The organism is Ruminiclostridium hungatei (genome assembly GCF_002051585.1).
GTDB lineage: Bacteria > Bacillota > Clostridia > Acetivibrionales > DSM-1351 > Ruminiclostridium > Ruminiclostridium hungatei.
This window is the reverse complement of sequence record NZ_MZGX01000023.1, coordinates 45208-63858: the sequence shown is the minus strand read 5'-3', so window position 1 is coordinate 63858 and position 18651 is coordinate 45208. Positions and strand designations below refer to the sequence as shown.

Genomic DNA, 18651 nt, shown 5'->3' with positions numbered 1-18651 from the left:
CTGGTGAAGCTGTAGAGATAATAGATAGCAATGTGTATGTAGACTATTGCCAATTACGCACAAGACTCCAAGCTTTAAACAAACAACACTTAATAATTATGCCTTGACAATAAAAACCATAGTTTATATAATGTTCAAAATAACCAAATTCCATGAAGAGGAAAGTACCCTTATAAGATTTCTGACAGCGAGTAGGAGCAGAGTGAAAGTCCTATAAGATATTATCAGGGGAAAAGGGCCTTGGAGAAGCCGCCTGAGCTTGTAAGTCAGGGCGTGACGTTGACTGCGTTAAAGTTCCAAGTGGATTGCAGATGCAATCAACCAGAGTGGTACCACGGGATTTGTCCGTCTCTTATTTCAAGATAAGAGGCGTTTTTTTTATATTTATTTTAGCTGGGAGGTATTATTTAATGAAAAGATTGACAGAACTGATTGCAGATGCGGTAGGGGATGCTTTCTACCAATGCAGCTATTCTCCGGAATATGGGCTGGTTACATTATCAAATAGGCCGGATTTATGCCAGTTTCAATGCAATGGTGCTTTGACTGCTGCAAAGGCGTATAAAAAAGCTCCTATTATTATTGCAGATGAAATAACAAAAGTATTAAAAGAGCACCCTGAATTTAAGGAAGTAACAAGCGTTATGCCTGGATTTATTAATATTACTATGGAAGACAGCTTTATTGTAAGCTATTTAAATGCCATGACAGGTGCTTACAAGTATGGCTGTGAAGAAATTGGAGATAACAAAACCATTATTGTGGATTATGGTGGCCCAAATGTTGCAAAGCCCCTTCATGTAGGGCATTTGAGAACGGCTATAATAGGTGAGAGCATTAAGCGCATTGGAAGATTTATCGGGTATAAAATGCTGGGGGATGTCCATTTGGGAGACTGGGGTTTGCAAATAGGTTTGATTATAGCTGAACTGAAACGTCGCAGCCCTGAACTGATTTATTTCGAAGAGGACTACGAAGGCGAATTCCCCATGAAGGCACCTTTTAGTATAGCGGAACTTGAAGAAATTTATCCTGCTGCAAGCAGTCGTGCTAAGATTAATACTGATTTTATGGAAGAGGCAAAACAGGCCACCTTTTTATTCCAGCAGGGGCACCGGGGATATATTGCATTATGGGAGCATATCCTGAACGCATCCATAGAGGATTTAAAGAAGAACTATGCTGATTTGAACGTCTATTTTGATTTATGGAAAAAAGAAAGTGACGCTCAGCCATACATCCCTAAAATGATAGAAGACTTGAAAAACAAGGGCTTTGCATATCTTAGCGAAGGAGCACTTGTGGTAGATGTAAAAGAAGATGGGGATACAAAGGATATGCCCCCATGTATTCTGGTAAAATCAGATGGCGCAACCCTGTATAGCACAACGGACTTGGCGACAATAATTGAAAGAATGGAATTATACTGCCCTCAAGAGATTGTTTATATTGTTGATAAAAGACAGGAACTCCATTTTGAACAGGTCTTCCGGTGTGCAAAGAAGGCAAAGCTGGTCTCAACTAAAACCAAGCTTACTTTTCTTGGATTTGGGACAATGAACGGGAAGGACGGGAAGCCTTTTAAGACCCGCGACGGCGGAGTAATGCGCTTGGAACAGCTTATAAAGGAGGCCAGGGATAAGGTCTGCCATAGAGTTACAGAGAATAAGGCTATTCCTGAAGAGGAAGCAAAAGAAATTTCCAGGAAGGTTGGAGTGGCAGCTCTCAAATATAGCGATTTATCAAATCAGATTTCAAAGGATTATATGTTTGATGTGGACAGGTTTACTTCTTCTGAGGGGAATACGGGACCATATATTATATACACTGTAGTAAGAATAAAATCCATCCTTAACAGGTTTTATTCAATGAACTCCGGATATGGGAATGATGGTGTGGATGGATGTATACAATTGCCCTGCAGTGGAAATGAGCGTAATCTTATGCTGAAGCTTACACAGTTTAACGAAGTCATTATAAACAGCTTTATTGACTATTCGCCCCATAAGATATGCCAGTTTATTTATGACTTATCCAATGAAGTGAACAGGTTTTATTATGAAAACAGAATTATTTCAGAGCAAAACCCTTCAAAACAAACTTCGTGGATAAAACTCATTTCCTTGGGGCGGGATATTTTGGTTACTTGCCTGGACTTGCTGGGAATAGAAGTACCCGACAGAATGTAGTGAAGACAAGCAAGCTGATAATACAATACAGCAAAAATGACCGTTGAATAATTGGAGAAATAGAAACTGAGGCCGGCAAAAAGAATTTTCTCAATATTCCGACAAAAATCATACATTTTGCGTTATAATAGAAAAATATGGTGAAAAAAATATAATAATAGGAGATAAACGGGAATATGAAGAAAATATCAACTGTTTTACTGGTTTTGCTGGCGGCGCTGTTGACTGTCTATTCTTCATCTTTTACAACAGCATCTGCGGCCTCTTCCCCATACTTTTCCAACAACAAGGCACTGGACGCAGTATTTGCAAAACTGGAGAAGGAGTTTCTTCAATATAAGAAGGATGAAGTTATTCCGCTGAAAAGTCTGGGAGCGATAATCACGGATGGAAGCAAGCCCACAATCAAAAGAACTTCCAAAAAAATGACCGACGCCCAGCTAAAGGCTGCGGCCCAGAGAGCATTAAACGAGCTGCGGGTAGCTGTGGAAGTCAAGGAAGAATATCTGGGAGGCCTTTCACCACAGGAGTATAAGGTTATTGAGGACCGTCTCAATCAAAAAATTTATTTATCAAAAAATACTGGTGTATACGGGTGGGATTACGAAGGGAAAACCGTCACCTTATATGCTGACTTATCCGACTTTACCGAATGGCTGATGTCTAAGGACATGACAGGCAACTATGGAAGGATGGGAAAGGAAAAGGACCAGGTGGACCCGGCGGCATTGAAGGTCAAGGATAAAATCACCCGGTACCTGAACCAGTCCATACAGAAGGGGAATACTGTCAGCCCGAAAATTCTTGAGCAATTGCCGGGTGAGGTCGAGAAGCTGTTTATTGAGCGCAATTTATCCAAAATCATGGCGTCCAGGATACTTTCGGAAATTCATGAAGGTATCTTCACCATTGAAGCCGGAAATTCGTTAGCAGACCGGTTTGACGGTATCCAATCGGTGGAAGAGCTCATTGAAAGCTTCGGGTACTTGATAAACAGCCGGGAAGGTGACCGGGAACGGCAAAAGCAGATAGAGTATTACGAATATCCGGAGGATAAGCCTTCTGCGGAAGCCTGGGATACTATTACCAAAAGAATTGCCGTATATGACCAATTGCCGGAAGCCTTGACCCACGGATTTAATAAGGCGATTACTCTGGGGGAACTGGCACAATTGTACTTTGGAAAAGAAGAGCTTAGTGAGAAAATCGTCATAGACGATAACAGCATTCCAGCAGACAGTCCGGATTACATAAAACAGGCCTATGCCTATGGCATGCTTGATGACACCAAAGGACTGGACAAGCCTTTGACAAGGCTGGAGGCTGCAAGAATACTGGCCAAGGCCCAGGTTTATGACAAGACGTTTTTCTCATTGAAGATTTTGGATGCAAACAAGATACCTGCAGGCGACCTGATAAATGTGGGAACCTGTCTGAATTCAGGAATGAGAATCAAATCTGCCAGGTTCGATCCCCAGGGCAGCTATACAAAGGAAGACGCCATAATGGACGACTCTGCGTTTGAATTTGAAGACCTTAGAGGCTACAGGCTTCCTTTTGACATGTGGGACCTGTCAAAGGTCGTTGTGGGGAAAAATACAATCAACCTGCTTTTTGAAGATAAAGCTCAAATACTGGAATACATTGATGACAATTTTTATGACACCATATTGGAAAAAATCAAGTTAACCGGAAGTTATACAAAAATTGATACGGGGGGAGCCTTGATAGAAGTGTTTACCCCTGAAAACGGTATTAAATTCACCATGAAAAATGGAACAACCTTTATTGACCTTGAAGAAGGGGATTACGGACCGAAATTAGGCTATACAATAGAACCGAAGGTCATAAAAAGCAGTGATAAGGTTGATATGAACATGCAGCCCGATTCTGTCACCAAAAAGCTGAATGGTAAGCTGGATGCCATTGTGGCAAAGATTATCAAGCCCACCATGACAGTGGAACAGAAAGTCAGAGCAATTCATGACTATGTTGTCAAGCATATTACGTATGATTTAAAGTACCGGGATGTACAGAGTGTGGGCAGTGTCATGATATCCATTGACCAGGGCAGAGGTGTTTGCGGAGATTACTCCCAGTTGTTCAAGGATTTGTGTGAGAGAGTATCAATACCCTGTGTTTATGAGGCAGGTGATCCCTATACACTTAACCATGCCTGGAATGCGGTGTTTATCAACGGCGAATGGAAGTATGTAGATACTACCTGGGATGACAAGGATGACGGAAAAGTCCGATATACCTACTTCCTTGTAGACAGGTTTACCTTTATGAAGGATCATACACCCTTTATGGGTGTCCCTGACATCAGGTATTATTCTGATGCGGAACTGGATCCCATGAAGTTGAAAAACCAGGATGAAATCAGGGCCTATCTGCTTAAGAATTTTTACTGGGTGGACGGTTACAAATTGACCTTCAGAGTGGCCGATAAGAATATAAAGCCTGCGGTGGGCTATTTAAATGATCCCTATGTAAGCATTTCCCTGACCTATGATTCAAAAAATAATCTGTATACTGTTGCGGCAAAGTCCAAAAAGTAAAACTGAAGCTGTTATTTAAAAGTCCTGCAAGCAAAGCTCGCAGGACTTTTATGCTATATGCCGCAAGGAGTTTTACGCTGTGCGCACGGTGCTTAATGATACTTTACTGCGCTTGCTGCAGGTATTGCTTCAATTTCATAAAATCCAGCGCATCTACGGTCCCGTCAGAATCAAGATCTGCTGCGGACAAGGCGTCACCGGTCAACTTGGATATCTGAAGCAGGTGGGCTTTGAGCAGCGCCAAATCTATGGCGTCTACCCTGCCGTCAAGGTTTACATCCCCCTTCTGGACTGCTGGTGTGGAGTCCACCAGCTTCAAGGTGTCAAACACGCTGGCGTTTATCCAGGCAACATTCTTGTCTGTTCCGGGAATATCCATGGAGCCCATGAAATTTTCCCGGGTCATGCCGTTGTCATTATCATTGTATGCAACGCCGAAGCCCATTATCTTATCCTTGGTGAGAGTTACAGGCACATTGGTTGTGACTTTCTCGTTGTATTTATCGTCAAATACCTTCAGTTCGATCTCCCAGGTATAGACATTTCCGTTCTTGGTGCGGAGAACCTTGGCGTGGTCGTTATACAGGCTTTGAGTACCGGAGGTATTGTTGTCTATGATGTCATAGTCCAGTTCAATGTGGTAGGCAAAGGCATTATAATTATTCTGATGATTGCCGCCCGAATGGTCCTCGTCTATGAAAAGCTCAACGCAGTCATTGTCATAATAGTTTTTGAACTGGGTGGTATTGGGGGCGGAAAGCTTATCATCGGTTATCTCTACAAGATAGTAAAGCCTTTCCGGTGTCCAGACCAGCTTGAACCGCCCGCTGAAATCGCTTGCCGTCGGAGGATTTCCCAGCCAGACATATTTTATATCCTTCCACTGGGCCTGCTGCCAGCAGTTTTCACTGCCAATGCCGTCAATAACAGGGGCCTGGGCTGCTCGGGGAGCGCTGTAACCCGTTTCGGGGCTGGTTGTGCCGTCCACCGAGAACTGGACGCTTTTGGTGGTCCGGTTCAGGAAACGGTCATAGGCCTCTACAGTCAACTGGTGGCTTCCGCTGAGGCCTGATATATCCAGAGTCATGGAGTTCATGCCCGAGGCGGAGAAGGGCTCCTTCAATTGACCGTCAATATATACCAATTCTTTCACTGTTTCGCTGTCTGTGGTCAGGGGAACGGAAAGCTTGCTGCCCGAGGTCTGTACAGAACCTATACTTAGCTGCGGAGCCGTTTTGTCGGTAATCTTTGTTACACCCAGGGTGGTTGTGCCTGCCAGGTATTTTCTGACTTCATCCACTTTCTTACCTGAAACATTGATGCAGGAGGGATCGATATTACCCAGCCTGCTTGTATTAAGGTAACGCAGGTAGCCAATGGTCTGGGGGTCATAGCCAACGGTCAGGGAGGCTATGCTGTCAACCGCCACCGCATCTTTTCCTGCCAATATGAGCCTCATATTCATCTGATTGCCGTTTGCACCCGAGGCATTATAGGGGAAGGGGCCGTTCTGGTAGCCCTGCAGCCCGTCCATTATTACCAGGTTCACGGGACGGCACTTATAAAAATCATGAATCCATTTATGCAGGTCATCGGTATCGTGATTTACCATGTTATTCCTGGCGGGGTCGCTGGAGGACCTGCCGTATATGTTTCCGGGTGTGGCTCCTATGCCCACGTTCTTGATGCCCCCGGTAAAGCCAGCATTCCAGTGGGTTTTCATAGTGGGCAGGCTAATGACTACGTCGGCTTCTTTATACTTTCGGTTGAGATAATATTGATTGTGCAAAAGGCCGTCAGGAAGATTGACCAGGGTTACACCGGAGGAGTTTTTATCCTGCCAGTTGCCGCTGTCTTTTTCAATGGGGAGGAAGGCATCCACACCCGGAATATTTCCGGAAGTGTATTTATAATAGTTGAATATTGTTGCCGTATCGGTGATAGCCCCCTCCATGACATAAACCTTGCCGCTGGGGTTTACACTTCTCACAAGCTCCACCACTGCCTTGGCAACCCGCCAGTCGGTAGTCACCCCGTTGGCCTCTGCGGACAGTCCGTTGGTCACTATCAGGTTGGGCTTTAGAACCACTGTGTCGCCGTTTTTAACCACACTTCCGATTCCACCCACCTGGGACACCGCATCTGACACCATTTGTTTTATTTCTGTATAATCAATCTGCTTAACATCGGATTTTGAAGATTGTACTATTGCCACATTGGTTTTATCCAGCATTACAGGTGTAAAGGCTGCCAGGGTTGTCTGCTGTGGAAAGAAGTACAGATTCCAGGCCACGGCAGCCAGAAGGGCGGCCCCGCCCAGTATTGCCGCTATTGGACGTGCCGAATGGAATCTTTTTTTAAGCTTCTTATAGATAAATGTGCCTCCCACAATTCCCGTCAGCCATATGACAAAGGAAGAGGCAAGGGGAAAGGCCGCTCTCTGACAGGGATAGGCAGCTCTGCTGGGCTTTGGGATAACCCGGATAAAAAACCAGATAAGTGCTGCAAGGCCGGTAATGGGGAAAATCAGTCTTTTCAGGGTGAATTTAGCTTTTTCACCGTGTGGGGCGGCAGCCGGGCAGCCAGGTGCCGCAGGTGTTTCGGAACTGTTTGTCATTGTAAAACCTCCTGTAAAATGTATTTTAGAAGTCAGTTGAGGATAATTTTTCCCAGCCGAAAAAATCGGATGGAAAACAGGTAAGATATATGATGACAGTTTAATAATTGGGAATATACGTAAATAAAGGTGTGAAATGTAAGTGCTTATATATCTATTATATAAGATATGAAAAGAAAAACAAGCCTTTTAAAGGATTGTTCCCCCTCACTTACATTATATCATTTCACAGCCTGTAAAAACAGACTTATATTTATCCTGCTTAAAAGGTATTATATTATCCTGTTCATATTATCAGGGGCATATATTTTTTCACGTTTTCAAATGGCTCACCTTATATGGCTGAGCCTGACTTTTCGGGTGTTTGTGTATGTAAGGAGGAATGTGATGATTACAGGCAAGGAGATTTGGGATTTTGAAAAGGCGCGTCTTGAGAGGGTTGTAAAGGAAATACGGCTGCAACTGGACAGGGAGACTGACGCTGTAGTCAATTTTAAAAAGGAAGCAATAGAGCTGCAGAAGAAGATGTGGGAGGAGGTTAAGCTGACCACCACAGATTTGACCGATTTGGAGGGTGCCGCCCAGGTATGGCAATATCAGACGGGCATAGCCAATGAGGCCAGAAAATACCAATTTTCCTTCAGCAAGGTAACACGCCTTGAAAAGATGCTTCAAAGCGCATATTTCGGAAGAATAGACTTTGCTGAGGACGGAGAGGCTTCTGCGGAACAAATCTATATCGGCATTCACAACCTGATTACGGGAAATAACAGGGAAATACTTGTATATGATTGGAGAGCTCCAATTTCGGGCATGTTTTATGATTTTGAAAACGGCACCTGCCGTTATGACTGCCCGTCTGGAACCATAAGCGGACAAATGCTGCTCAAAAGGCAGTATAAAATCAGCGGTACCAATATATTATACATGTTTGACAGCAGTTTGAGCATAAACGATGAAATGCTTAAGGAAATACTGGGAAAGAGCACCGACAGCAGGATGAAGACCATTGTCACCAGCATACAGCGGGAGCAGAATACAGTTATAAGAAACAGCGGGAGCAGAACCCTCATAGTGGAAGGGCCCGCGGGCAGCGGTAAAACTTCCATTGCACTTCACAGGGCGGCATATCTTTTATATAAATTCAGGGACAGCATTACAGCGGATAATATTCTGGTGTTCTCTCCAAACCACGTTTTTGAGGATTACATTTCAAATGTTCTCCCGGACTTGGGAGAAGAGGAAATTAAAAGAAGCACCTTCATCGATTATTTCAGAAAAATGCTGGACTCAAGCTACCGGATAGAATCCATGAACGGACAGATGGAAGACATTTTGTCGTGCAGTGCGGCTAAAACCAGGCTTCTTGGCATACGGCTCAAGGCTTCCGCAGAGTTCCTGAGCATGTTGAAAAAATATGTCTGGGAGCTTGAAGGGGGAGAAGGTCTGGAGTTTAAAAGCCTGGTGCTGAACGGCACGGTAATAATCTCCTCCAATGAGATTTATAAGCTTTTCATTAATGACTACAGTTACTTTACCTATTCAAAACGGCTGGAGAAATTAAGGCAGAGGCTTTTTTACCTGTTGGAGAAATTTGAAGAAGACAGAGTTATGAAAGCGGCCGGGGATTCAGGACAGGGCCGCGGGCAGGACCTGGAGTCGGGGAGAAGTCTGGCTGAGAAGGAAATTACTGCGGAATATGAGGTTTTGAAGGAAGAAATAATTAAGATGACTTCCTTTGATATATACCGGCTCTACATTGCATTTCTCAGCAATATGTCCATCTGGACAGCAGAGTCTGACCTTTGGGAGCCTGAGCAGCTTCAAGCCATTGGAACCTATACTGTTTCCCGGTTGAGCAAGGGGGTGATAGATTATGAGGACACAGCTCCCATAATTTATCTTAAAACCGCATTGGACTCCGTAAGTGAGGCAAAAGCCATAAAGCATGTCATTATTGACGAGGCCCAGGACTATACCGTGATACATTACGAGATTTTCAGGAGAGCCTTTGCAAATTCCGACAGGACTATCCTTGGAGATGAAAACCAGTCTGTCAACGGCTATATGAATGTGGGAAACTTTGAAAATATCTATGAAGTTTTTGGCGGAAAGGCTGCGGACAGCACTGAAAGCATTCGCCTGACCAAAAGCTACAGGTCAAGTAAGGAAATTGCAGGTTTCTGCAAACAGTTGCTTTTGAAGCCCGACTGTTCAGAACAACTGGACCGGCACGGCAATAAACCTGTGGTAATAAGGCAGGATAAGGCACATTTGAAGGAAAGGCTGGCTTCAGACATTATGAGTCTTAAAAACAGAGGCCATAAGCTGATTGCAGTTATCTGCAAGACTGCGGCGCAGTGCGAAGCTCTGTTTTCAGCATTAAAGCCGCTGACGGATATTAGCCTGGTATCAAATAAAAATGAGGAATACCAGGGAGGTGCAGTGATAATACCCTCGTATCTTGCCAAGGGACTTGAGTTTGATGCCGTCCTGGTAAGCACCGCCGATGAGGAGGAATACTCCCGGGCGGAGGACAGAAGGCTTCTGTACACCGTGTGCACCCGCGCCCTCCATGAGTTATATTTGTACTACTGCCAGGATTTGTCGGGCTTCATAAAAGAAATGGATGGTGCATATTATACCTGTGAGGTTTCCGGACGGTAGGATTCCCGCGGAGGAAAAACCACATGGCACCCCTTGAACTTTATGGTTGCTTGTTTTATAAATATTGGTATAATGATAAATGTTATCTGCACCATATATCTAGTAAATTAAGGAGTTGACTTGTATGAACAAAAATGCAATGCCAAAAGAGCCATTGGTTACTCACATTTATACAGCCGATCCGTCTGCACATGTTTTTGACGGTAAAATTTATATTTATCCTTCCCATGACCTGGATAAGGATATTGAATCAAATGACAACGGCGATCAATATATGATGGAGGATTATCACATCCTGTCCATGGACAGCTTGAACTCGCCCTGCATCGATAATGGAGAGGCCCTTCACCTGAAGGATATCCCCTGGGCTTCAAAGCAGCTATGGGCACCGGATGCAGCCTATAAAAACAACACCTATTATCTGTTCTTTCCTGCAAGGGACAAGGACGATATATTCAGACTGGGAGTAGCCACAAGCCCTTCTCCTGCTGGACCGTTTACAGCTCAGGAAGAGCCCATTCCGGGAAGCTTCAGCATCGACCCTGCAGTTCTGGTTGACGATGATGACAGAGCCTATGTTTACTTCGGAGGACTCTGGGGGGGACAATTGGAAAAGTGGAGAACAGGCACTTACATGCCTGAGGCTGAAGGCCCTGCCGTATCAGAGCCTGCCCTCGGACCGCGGGTTGCCGAATTGAGCGGGGATATGCTCACCTTCAAGGAAGCACCACAGGAGATATCAATAATTGATGAAGCCGGAAATCCGATACTGGCAGGGGATGAGGACAGAAGATATTTTGAAGGTCCCTGGGTACACAAATACAATGGTTATTACTACCTTTCATACTCCACAGGAACCACCCACTGTATTGTATACGCCATCAGCAAAGATCCAAAAGGGCCTTTCACATATCAGGGCAAGATATTGACTCCGGTTTTGGGCTGGACCACTCATCATTCAATTGTCGAAATTGAAGATAAATGGTATCTGTTCTACCATGACTGCTCCTTGTCGAAGGGCATTGACAATAAGCGCTGCGTTAAATATACCGAGCTTAAATATAATGAGGACGGCACCATACAAACTATAGAACCATATAAATAAAAATAAAAATATAAACATAAATAAAAATAAAAACTCTGGGTCCCTGTCCGGAAAATATTCCGGGTAGGGACTTTTTACTGTCCTTGCCTGCAAGTCCGGGACTCAGATAATGGAACAGTGTCATACATTTTTATATTATATGGTTTGATTAACATATTTTATAAGTAGTGAAATAATGATACAATAAAAATCATCAAAAAAATTCCATTTCAGAGGTATAAATCATGCATAACAATGTTGTATTGGACAAAGCAGAAAAAGTTGTCGTTAAAACTCATAAGCAGCCTGTACTTTCCGGGGCAGACGGGCTGCGTGCCATAGCCTGTCTTAGTGTCATATTGCATCACTTTGCCCAGAAGCTTGCCATAGGGGCCCAGATACGCCCGGTTCAGGAGGTTCAGGGCCTGCTTCTCCTGGGGAACACAGGCGTAAGTGTATTTTTTGTGTTAAGCGGCTTTTTGCTGTCGTATCCGTTTTGGAGACAGTATCTGAGCGGGGGAAAGTTTCCGGATATGAAGCAATATGCAGTGAGAAGGGCAGCAAGAATTATCCCTGGCTACTATGTTTCCTTGTTGGTCTGTACACTTGTAGTCATACTGTTTCACATACCCAGTGAATACACCTGGACACGGCTGGCGGCAGGAATGACCTTTACAGCCGGCTTTCATTATGTAACCTTCTTTCCAAACGAAATAAACTCACCCTTCTGGTCAATCAGCTTTGAAGTTTTCTGCTATTTTCTCATGCCTGTATTTATGCTTGGACTGTACAAGGCAGCGGGAAAAAAGCGCTCCTTTGCAGTAGCGGTCCTGTATTGGCTGGGTGTGTTTGCTGCAATCACCGGCTTGAACCAGTTGGTACATATATTTTTGACACCTGAGAATATAAGGCGCGGCTGGGAATTCGGAACCCTGGGCGGTGCAAAGTACTGGATGCCAAATTACAATCCGGTTGGCTTTTTCGGGCATTTTACCGTGGGTATTGTGGCTGCCGGCATCACCACAAAACTTTTTATAAGCGCGGACAGGTTTAAAAGCTTTAAAAGGTATAACGGCTTTGATCTGGCGGGTCTATTGTGCTTTGCCGGTTCCCTGGTATTGCTCTGGAAGGTGAGAGGACTTGCGGATTTCAGCTTCAGTCTGCAAAATCAGCCCTATTATTTTCCCCTGTATGCCGTACTTATTGGCGGTACACTGGCCGTAACTCCGCATTCCAAATGGCTGGGAAGGATTCTGGACAACAGCTTTTTCAGGTTTACCGCCAAAGTATCCTTCGGGCTTTACATATGGCATTATTTCATTATGTTCCTGGTTTCCCGCCTGTGGGTCAAGACCTATCAGCAATATATGGGAATAGTCAACATAAAAACCTGGGCGCTGGTGTGCCTGGGGGTATTGCTGGCAGCCTATGCCATTGCCGCCCTTTCCTTCAGGTTTGTTGAGAAGCCTGTACTTGACAGGGTGCATAAAAAGTCACAAAACAATTTATTTGAAAAATAAAAAGACCTGTGTTATCATTAAACTGATTTTTACAGAATGGAGGGTTGTTTGATAATGGGCATCATTAGTGCTAGATTCTGGTTTAAAACTTTATTTAACTAATTGAACAGTGATTAAAGTGTCTGCAGTGTGCAGAGCAACCGGGATAAATCTGCCCGTTTTCAGAAAACCCTTTAACAATTCTTCATTACGGCTTACGGCAATGAGATTCGGGATTTTGTATTACTAGATATCGGAGCCCGTTTAATGACCTCTGTCATTAGATACATATCATAGTCCATTTTTACGTATATGAAATTTTAATTTGTTAATTGGGGTAGAATAAAATCTATCCTTATTTTATTGTCTGGATGCAGAGAGTTATCCTTCACTTATTTCACACTTATCTTTATCTGTTCGATTATTCCGGTAAAAATAATCTTGAATACGAAATGGAGTATATATGAACGAAAATTGGAAAAAGAAAATCATACTTTTCCTGACAAGCCAGACAATATCCTTATTCGGCTCCTCCCTGGTCCAGTATGCAATAAGCTGGTATATAACCTTGAAGACCCAATCGGGTGTAATGATGACCATAGCCATAATCTGCGGATTTCTGCCAACCTTTTTCCTCTCTCCCTTTGCGGGGGTGTGGGCCGACAGGTATAACCGCAAAAGGCTCATAATATTATCGGATACTGCAATAGCCCTGGCTACACTGGTTATAGCCATATTGTTTTTAATGGGCTGCAATTCCATATGGCTGCTCTTCGTGGTATCTGTTGTAAGGGCGCTGGGGACTGCCGTACAGACACCTACGGTGGGAGCGCTGATACCGCAGCTTGTGCCGGAGGATAAGCTTACAAAGGTCAATGCTGCCAACGGCAGCATACAGTCCATGGTCATGCTTGTGTCTCCCATGCTCAGCGGAGCACTGTTAACCATGGCCCCCATGGAGATTATATTTTTTATAGATGTGGTTACGGCAGCGGTAGCAGTAATCACCCTGCTCTTCTTTTTGAAGGTGCCCAGTCATGAAAAGGCTCTTGAGAAGCAGTCTGTAAGCTATCTGGGTGATATGGCAGAGGGCTACAGGTACATTAAGAATCATGGCTTTATCAGAAAAATAATCATGTATAGTGCCCTGTTCAGCTTTTTGGCGGCACCCGCCGCCTTCCTGACACCTCTGCAGGTGACAAGAAGCTTCGGAAACCAGGTATGGAGGCTCACGGCAATAGAGATTGTCTTTTCTGTAGGTATGATTTTGGGCGGAATACTGATGGCCTCCTGGGGAGGCTTTAATAAAAAAATACATTCAATGGTTGCGGCAACCGTGGTAATGGGAATAGGAACCTTTGCCCTGGGTATTACCCCTGTCTTCTGGCTTTACCTGGTCATGATGTCTCTTATAGGTGTGGCAATGCCTGTGTTTAATACACCTTTTACAGTCCTGCTGCAGCAGAAGGTGGAAGCAGATTATCTGGGCAGGGTATTCGGAGTATTCGGCATGGCATCGAGTATAATGATGCCTGCGGGTATGCTTGTGTTCGGGCCGCTTTCCGATGCTGTCAGGATAGAATGGCTGCTGCTGGGAACGGGTATGCTGATATTCCTGGAGGGTTTTGTCATGTTAGCCGACAGGGTATTGAAGAAGGTGGAAAAATAGAAGCATGAAAACTGAGGTGGAGACCTGCGGAGGATACCTGCAGTGAAATCCACATTTCCGGTGCTTCAGTGTATTGACAATTTTGGACTATTGTAGTAGTCTGTTATTATAAACTATTGCGATAGTCTGAAAATGAAAATGGAGGTACGAGAGTATGAATTTTATTGCCCGAAAGCCCAGAGTGGGTATGTTGCTTTTGTCCGTGCTGCTTGTCATTTCGGTTTTAACCACCATATGCTTTGCAGAGGGAAATACTACAGCGGCAGGAGGCCGCGAAGAGGCGGGAACCATATCCGTTACGGGTACCGCGGATGTTATGGTCATGCCTGATGAGGCGGTGTTTTCACTGGCTGTGGAAACTACAAATCTGGAAATTTCAAAGGCTAAGTCCGAAAATGATACAAGGATAAAGAAAATAAAGGCTATTACAAATGAACTAAAAATAGAGTCCAAATATGTTGTTACCGATTATATCAATGTGAATCCCAAATATACCTACTCAAACAACGGGGAGAGTATTTTCAAGGGCTATACCGTCCATAGGGGACTGGTGATAACACTGAAGGACCTGGCTAAATTTGAAGAGCTGCTGACCAGCTTGCTGGAGGCCGGTGCAAATTACATTCAAAATGTGCAGTTTAAAACCACCCAATTGAGAAAATACAAGGACGAAGCCAGGACCCTTGCCATCAGAGCCGCCAAGGAAAAGGCTTCTGCCATGGCCAAGGAGCTGGGACAGACTGTGGGCAAGGCCTCCCTTATACAGGAGGTCCAGGAGGATGCCATCTCCTACTACAGCCCGTGGAGTTCAGCATATTCCAGTGCAAACTGGGCTGCAAATTCCATATCCAATGCCACGTCCAATGTGCAAATGCCGGCAGCACAGGGAAGCAGTGACGACGATTTTTCCCCCGGTCAGATAAAGGTAAGTGCGAGAGTGTCCGTAACCTTTAACTTGAACTGACGTTTTGAACAGGATATAAGCAGAATATAAACGGAATATAAACAGAAGGCCATCACCCGTATTCTGAGGGGAGATGGCCTTTTTCGCTGCAAGAGTACTAAATTCTTTGACAACCTCATAAAGTTTTTGTATCATTTTAGTTATGTGGAGCAATTTATATACGGCAATTGTTCCGGCATTTTTTTATTAAAGGGGTCCTTTATGATTAAAATATACAACCGTAAAACCGGAGAATACGATCTGGAAAAGGTAGCCGGGGGAAGGCTGCTGAATGCGCTGTACAAGACGGGGCCCGGAAAACTTGGGCTGGAACTGCTGATTAAACGGAAAATTTATTCTGCCCTCACAGGCTTCTTTTGCGACCTGCCTTTGAGCAAAGGAAGCATTGCCGGTTTCGTAAGAAATTTTTCCATAGATATGACCGAGTGTGAAACTGAGCCTGGGTCTTTTAAAAGCTTTAATGATTTTTTTGCGCGGAAGCTGAAAAAAACTGCCAGGCCTTTTGATAAGCCTGCCGGCTGCCTTATGTCCCCGGGAGACGGGCGTCTTCAAGCCTGGACCGATATTAATCCCGGGAGTATCCTGCAGATTAAGGGAATGAATTACAGCCTGGCTGAGCTGCTTCAAAATGATAAGCTGGCAAAGGAGTATGACGGGGGGACCTATATGATTTTGAGGCTTTGCCCGGTGGATTACCACAGGTTCCATTTTTTTGACAACGGCTCATGCAGTGCGCCGGTCAAAGTGAAGGGTGAATATTACTCTGTCAATCCTGTGGCCCTGGAGAGGATACCTGAGCTGTACTGCAGAAACAAAAGGGAGTACAGCATATTCCGCACCGACAACTTTGGAGAGGTATTGTATGCGGAGGTTGGCGCCACATCGGTAGGCACCATAATTCAGACCTATACGCCGGACAGCAGGCTGGAGAGAGGGGAAGAAAAAGGGTACTTCAAATTCGGAGGTTCCACGGTGCTCCTGTTCTTCAAAAAGGGCCGGGTTGTCATAGATAAGGAAATCCTGGAGCAGACAGCCTCCGGCTTTGAGACCAGAGTTTTGGCAGGAGATACCATAGGAAAAGCCCTAAATGGCGCAAAAATCTGTTAGTTTTTGTATTGTTAATAGTACAGTATTAGTTTATAATAAATTAAATTGGGTTTTTATATTTTTTTTTAAATATATTTTATTAATCTTATCAGTCGGTTTCATGTTGCTTCAATGAGGAAGACCATAAACAGATGAATTTAGAGATTCTCATTACTAAAAGTTTTTTCAAGGTCTTAGGAGGGTTCGTATGAGTGACATAAAAACAATAGGTGTACTTACCAGCGGCGGAGATGCCCCCGGAATGAATGCAGCAATACGCGCAGTTGTCAGATCAGGAATTTATTACGGTTTTAAGATGCTGGGAGTCAGAAAAGGATACAATGGGCTTATAACAGGCGATATATCTGAAATGACAGCCAGAAATGTATCGGATATAATCCACCGCGGCGGAACTATACTTCAGACAGCCAGATGCAAGGCATTTACTACCGAGGAAGGCATGCAGAAGGCCATGTCAATATCAAGGGCTTTTGGAATGGACGCACTTGTTGTAATCGGAGGAGACGGTTCCTACAGAGGAGCAAGGGATTTCAGCAAATTCGGCATGAAGGTGATGGGTCTGCCGGGAACTATAGATAATGATATAGCCAGCTCGGATTATACCATAGGGTATGATACTGCAATGAATACCGTACAGGATGCGCTGGATAAAATAAGAGACACCGCATATTCCCACGAGCGCTGCAGCGTGCTTGAAGTTATGGGAAGGCGTGCCGGACATATTGCTCTTAATGTTGGTATAGCCGGAGGCGCGGAAGTTATTTTGCTGCCTGAGAAGGAATTTGATTTTGACAAGGATATAATCAGGAAGATTATTCAGGGAAGAAATAACGGAAAGAAAAACTATATCATTATTCTCGCAGAGGGCATATCTGAAAAAATCGGCGGTGCACTTGAGCTTGCCAAGAAAATTGAAGATCTCACAGGCATAGAAACCAGAGGAACAGTTCTGGGATATATTCAAAGAGGCGGAAGCCCCACTATCCAGGACAGGGTTATGGCAAGTGCCATGGGCGTTAAGGCTGTTGAACTGCTGAGAGACGGAGTCTTTAACAGAATAATTTCCGTCAAGGATGCAAAGATTGTTGACCTGGATATTGATGAAGCACTTTCAATGAAGAAGGATATCGACCAGGATCTGCTGAGAATGAGCAGTATTTTATCAATATAGCATGTATACATGTATATAAATGAACTGATATAAAACAGGCCGCAGGATTTTAAATCCTGCGGCCTGTTCCAGTCCGGAATGTTTTTTACCTGAAAATTATATCGGAGTATTTAAAAACCGCCGGTGTATCACAGTCAATACCAGTGGTATAGGAGTTGTTCCCCAGCAGCTCAAGTGTGCGAGGCAGCCCCGAACTGTCCAGAAAGATACCCGAATACAGCAGATCGCAGAACACCTGGGTTTTTTTACAGGCTTCATTAAAAAGGTCCATAAATGACTTTGTACTTTTGATGGTGCTGTCAAAGGGCATACACCATTCACTTCCGGAAATATTCAGATAATCCAGTCCGTCTGTCACCTGCAGAGGGTATATCAGGCTGGAGTACAGCGGGAACCTGTAAATAAGCCGGTCAATAAATTCAAGTACCTTTTTCTTTACTCCGCAGGGGTCCCTGAGCAGCTTTTCCACAAGCAGCATTTCCTTTACGGCTCTCTTAACCTTTTTCTTATGAATATTTGCATTAAAAACGGAATTTACCGCACTCTCATACATCTCTCCAATCAGCCCCAACTCCACCTTATTTACTTCCAGCAGTTCGGCGCAGTTTATCTGGTGTACCTGTTTGTCAAGAAACCTTTTGCACAAAAGTACGTCAATGGTCACCTCGAATTTGCGGTGATAATACACAAACAGGTTCTCGTTGTTTGCCTCGGGAGTATTGAAGCCCGACCTGTAAAAAATGTAGGGATGTCCAAGCCCATCCATGCAGTTATGGCTGACAAAGCCCATTAAATATACACTCAATATATCCCTGACATGGCCCTTTTGCCGGAGGATATAATCAACGAGGGCTCTGAACACCATATTTACCTTGGAGCTGTGCATTGTCCGGCCGATATTCGGCTCTATGCTTTTCTTGCTCCAGGGCCACACCTCATAGTAAAAAAGGATATCAGGCCCTTGGACACCCAGGTTGAATACGTTCTGATGCCTTTGTATCAGCTCTCTGCACCCGCTGTTCTCAATGTTTTTTACAGCTTCCAGACCGCATAGGTAATGTGTTGCCAGATTGGGCATAATTGTCTCCTCTCAACGCTCAAGCATCAGTACTAGTATATACGT

11 protein-coding genes and 1 other annotated feature are annotated in these 18651 nt (G+C 44.3%); of the genes, 9 read left to right on the top strand and 2 right to left on the bottom strand.

The annotated features are described in order from the left end of the window. Positions 1-143: 143 nt before the first annotated feature. Positions 144-356, top strand: a binding site (T-box leader). 54 nt (positions 357-410) lie between these two features. Together argS and CLHUN_RS16105 are read left to right on the top strand one after the other, a co-directional pair. Then, on the top strand, positions 411-2189 hold the full coding sequence (gene argS, locus CLHUN_RS16110) for an arginine--tRNA ligase (RefSeq protein WP_080065659.1): 1779 nt from the start codon (positions 411-413) through the stop codon (positions 2187-2189). A gap of 176 nt (positions 2190-2365) precedes the next feature. Beyond that, on the top strand, positions 2366-4750 hold the full coding sequence (locus tag CLHUN_RS16105) for a transglutaminase domain-containing protein (RefSeq protein ID WP_080065658.1): 2385 nt from the start codon (positions 2366-2368) through the stop codon (positions 4748-4750). 103 nt (positions 4751-4853) lie between these two features. Here CLHUN_RS16105 and CLHUN_RS16100 read toward each other — a convergent pair whose 3' ends face one another. Next, a complete protein-coding gene (locus tag CLHUN_RS16100) occupies positions 4854-7367 on the bottom strand; it encodes a sugar-binding protein (protein ID WP_080065657.1) in 2514 nt (837 codons plus the stop codon). A gap of 387 nt (positions 7368-7754) precedes the next feature. Here CLHUN_RS16100 and CLHUN_RS16095 point away from each other — a divergent pair, with 387 nt between their 5' ends. The 7 genes from CLHUN_RS16095 (at position 7755) to pfkA (ending at position 17528) form a co-directional block, all read left to right on the top strand. Further along, positions 7755-10034, top strand: coding sequence for a HelD family protein (locus CLHUN_RS16095; protein WP_165755776.1), 2280 nt, complete (start codon positions 7755-7757; stop codon positions 10032-10034). 124 nt (positions 10035-10158) lie between these two features. Beyond that, positions 10159-11139, top strand: a complete 981-nt coding sequence (locus tag CLHUN_RS16090) for a glycoside hydrolase family 43 protein (RefSeq protein ID WP_080065655.1) — start codon at positions 10159-10161, stop codon at positions 11137-11139. Positions 11140-11363: 224 nt separating this feature from the next. Then, positions 11364-12638 (top strand): acyltransferase family protein, encoded by a 1275-nt coding sequence (locus CLHUN_RS16085; protein ID WP_080065654.1) that lies wholly within the window; start codon positions 11364-11366, stop codon positions 12636-12638. 442 nt (positions 12639-13080) lie between these two features. Then, positions 13081-14286 carry an MFS transporter gene (locus CLHUN_RS16080; protein WP_080065653.1) on the top strand — a complete coding sequence of 402 codons (1206 nt, stop codon included), beginning with the start codon at positions 13081-13083 and terminating at the stop codon, positions 14284-14286. Positions 14287-14440: 154 nt separating this feature from the next. Beyond that, entirely contained in the window at positions 14441-15250 is an 810-nt protein-coding gene (locus tag CLHUN_RS16075) for an SIMPL domain-containing protein (protein ID WP_080065652.1), read from the top strand. A 201-nt stretch (positions 15251-15451) separates the two neighbouring features. Next, entirely contained in the window at positions 15452-16357 is a 906-nt protein-coding gene (locus CLHUN_RS16070; RefSeq protein ID WP_080065651.1) for a phosphatidylserine decarboxylase, read from the top strand. Positions 16358-16544: 187 nt separating this feature from the next. Next, positions 16545-17528, top strand: coding sequence for a 6-phosphofructokinase (gene pfkA, locus CLHUN_RS16065; RefSeq protein WP_080065650.1), 984 nt, complete (start codon positions 16545-16547; stop codon positions 17526-17528). Positions 17529-17613: 85 nt separating this feature from the next. Here pfkA and CLHUN_RS16060 read toward each other — a convergent pair whose 3' ends face one another. Beyond that, positions 17614-18606, bottom strand: a complete 993-nt coding sequence (locus tag CLHUN_RS16060; protein ID WP_080065649.1) for a zinc dependent phospholipase C family protein — start codon at positions 18604-18606, stop codon at positions 17614-17616. Between the last annotated feature and the right edge of the window lie 45 nt (positions 18607-18651).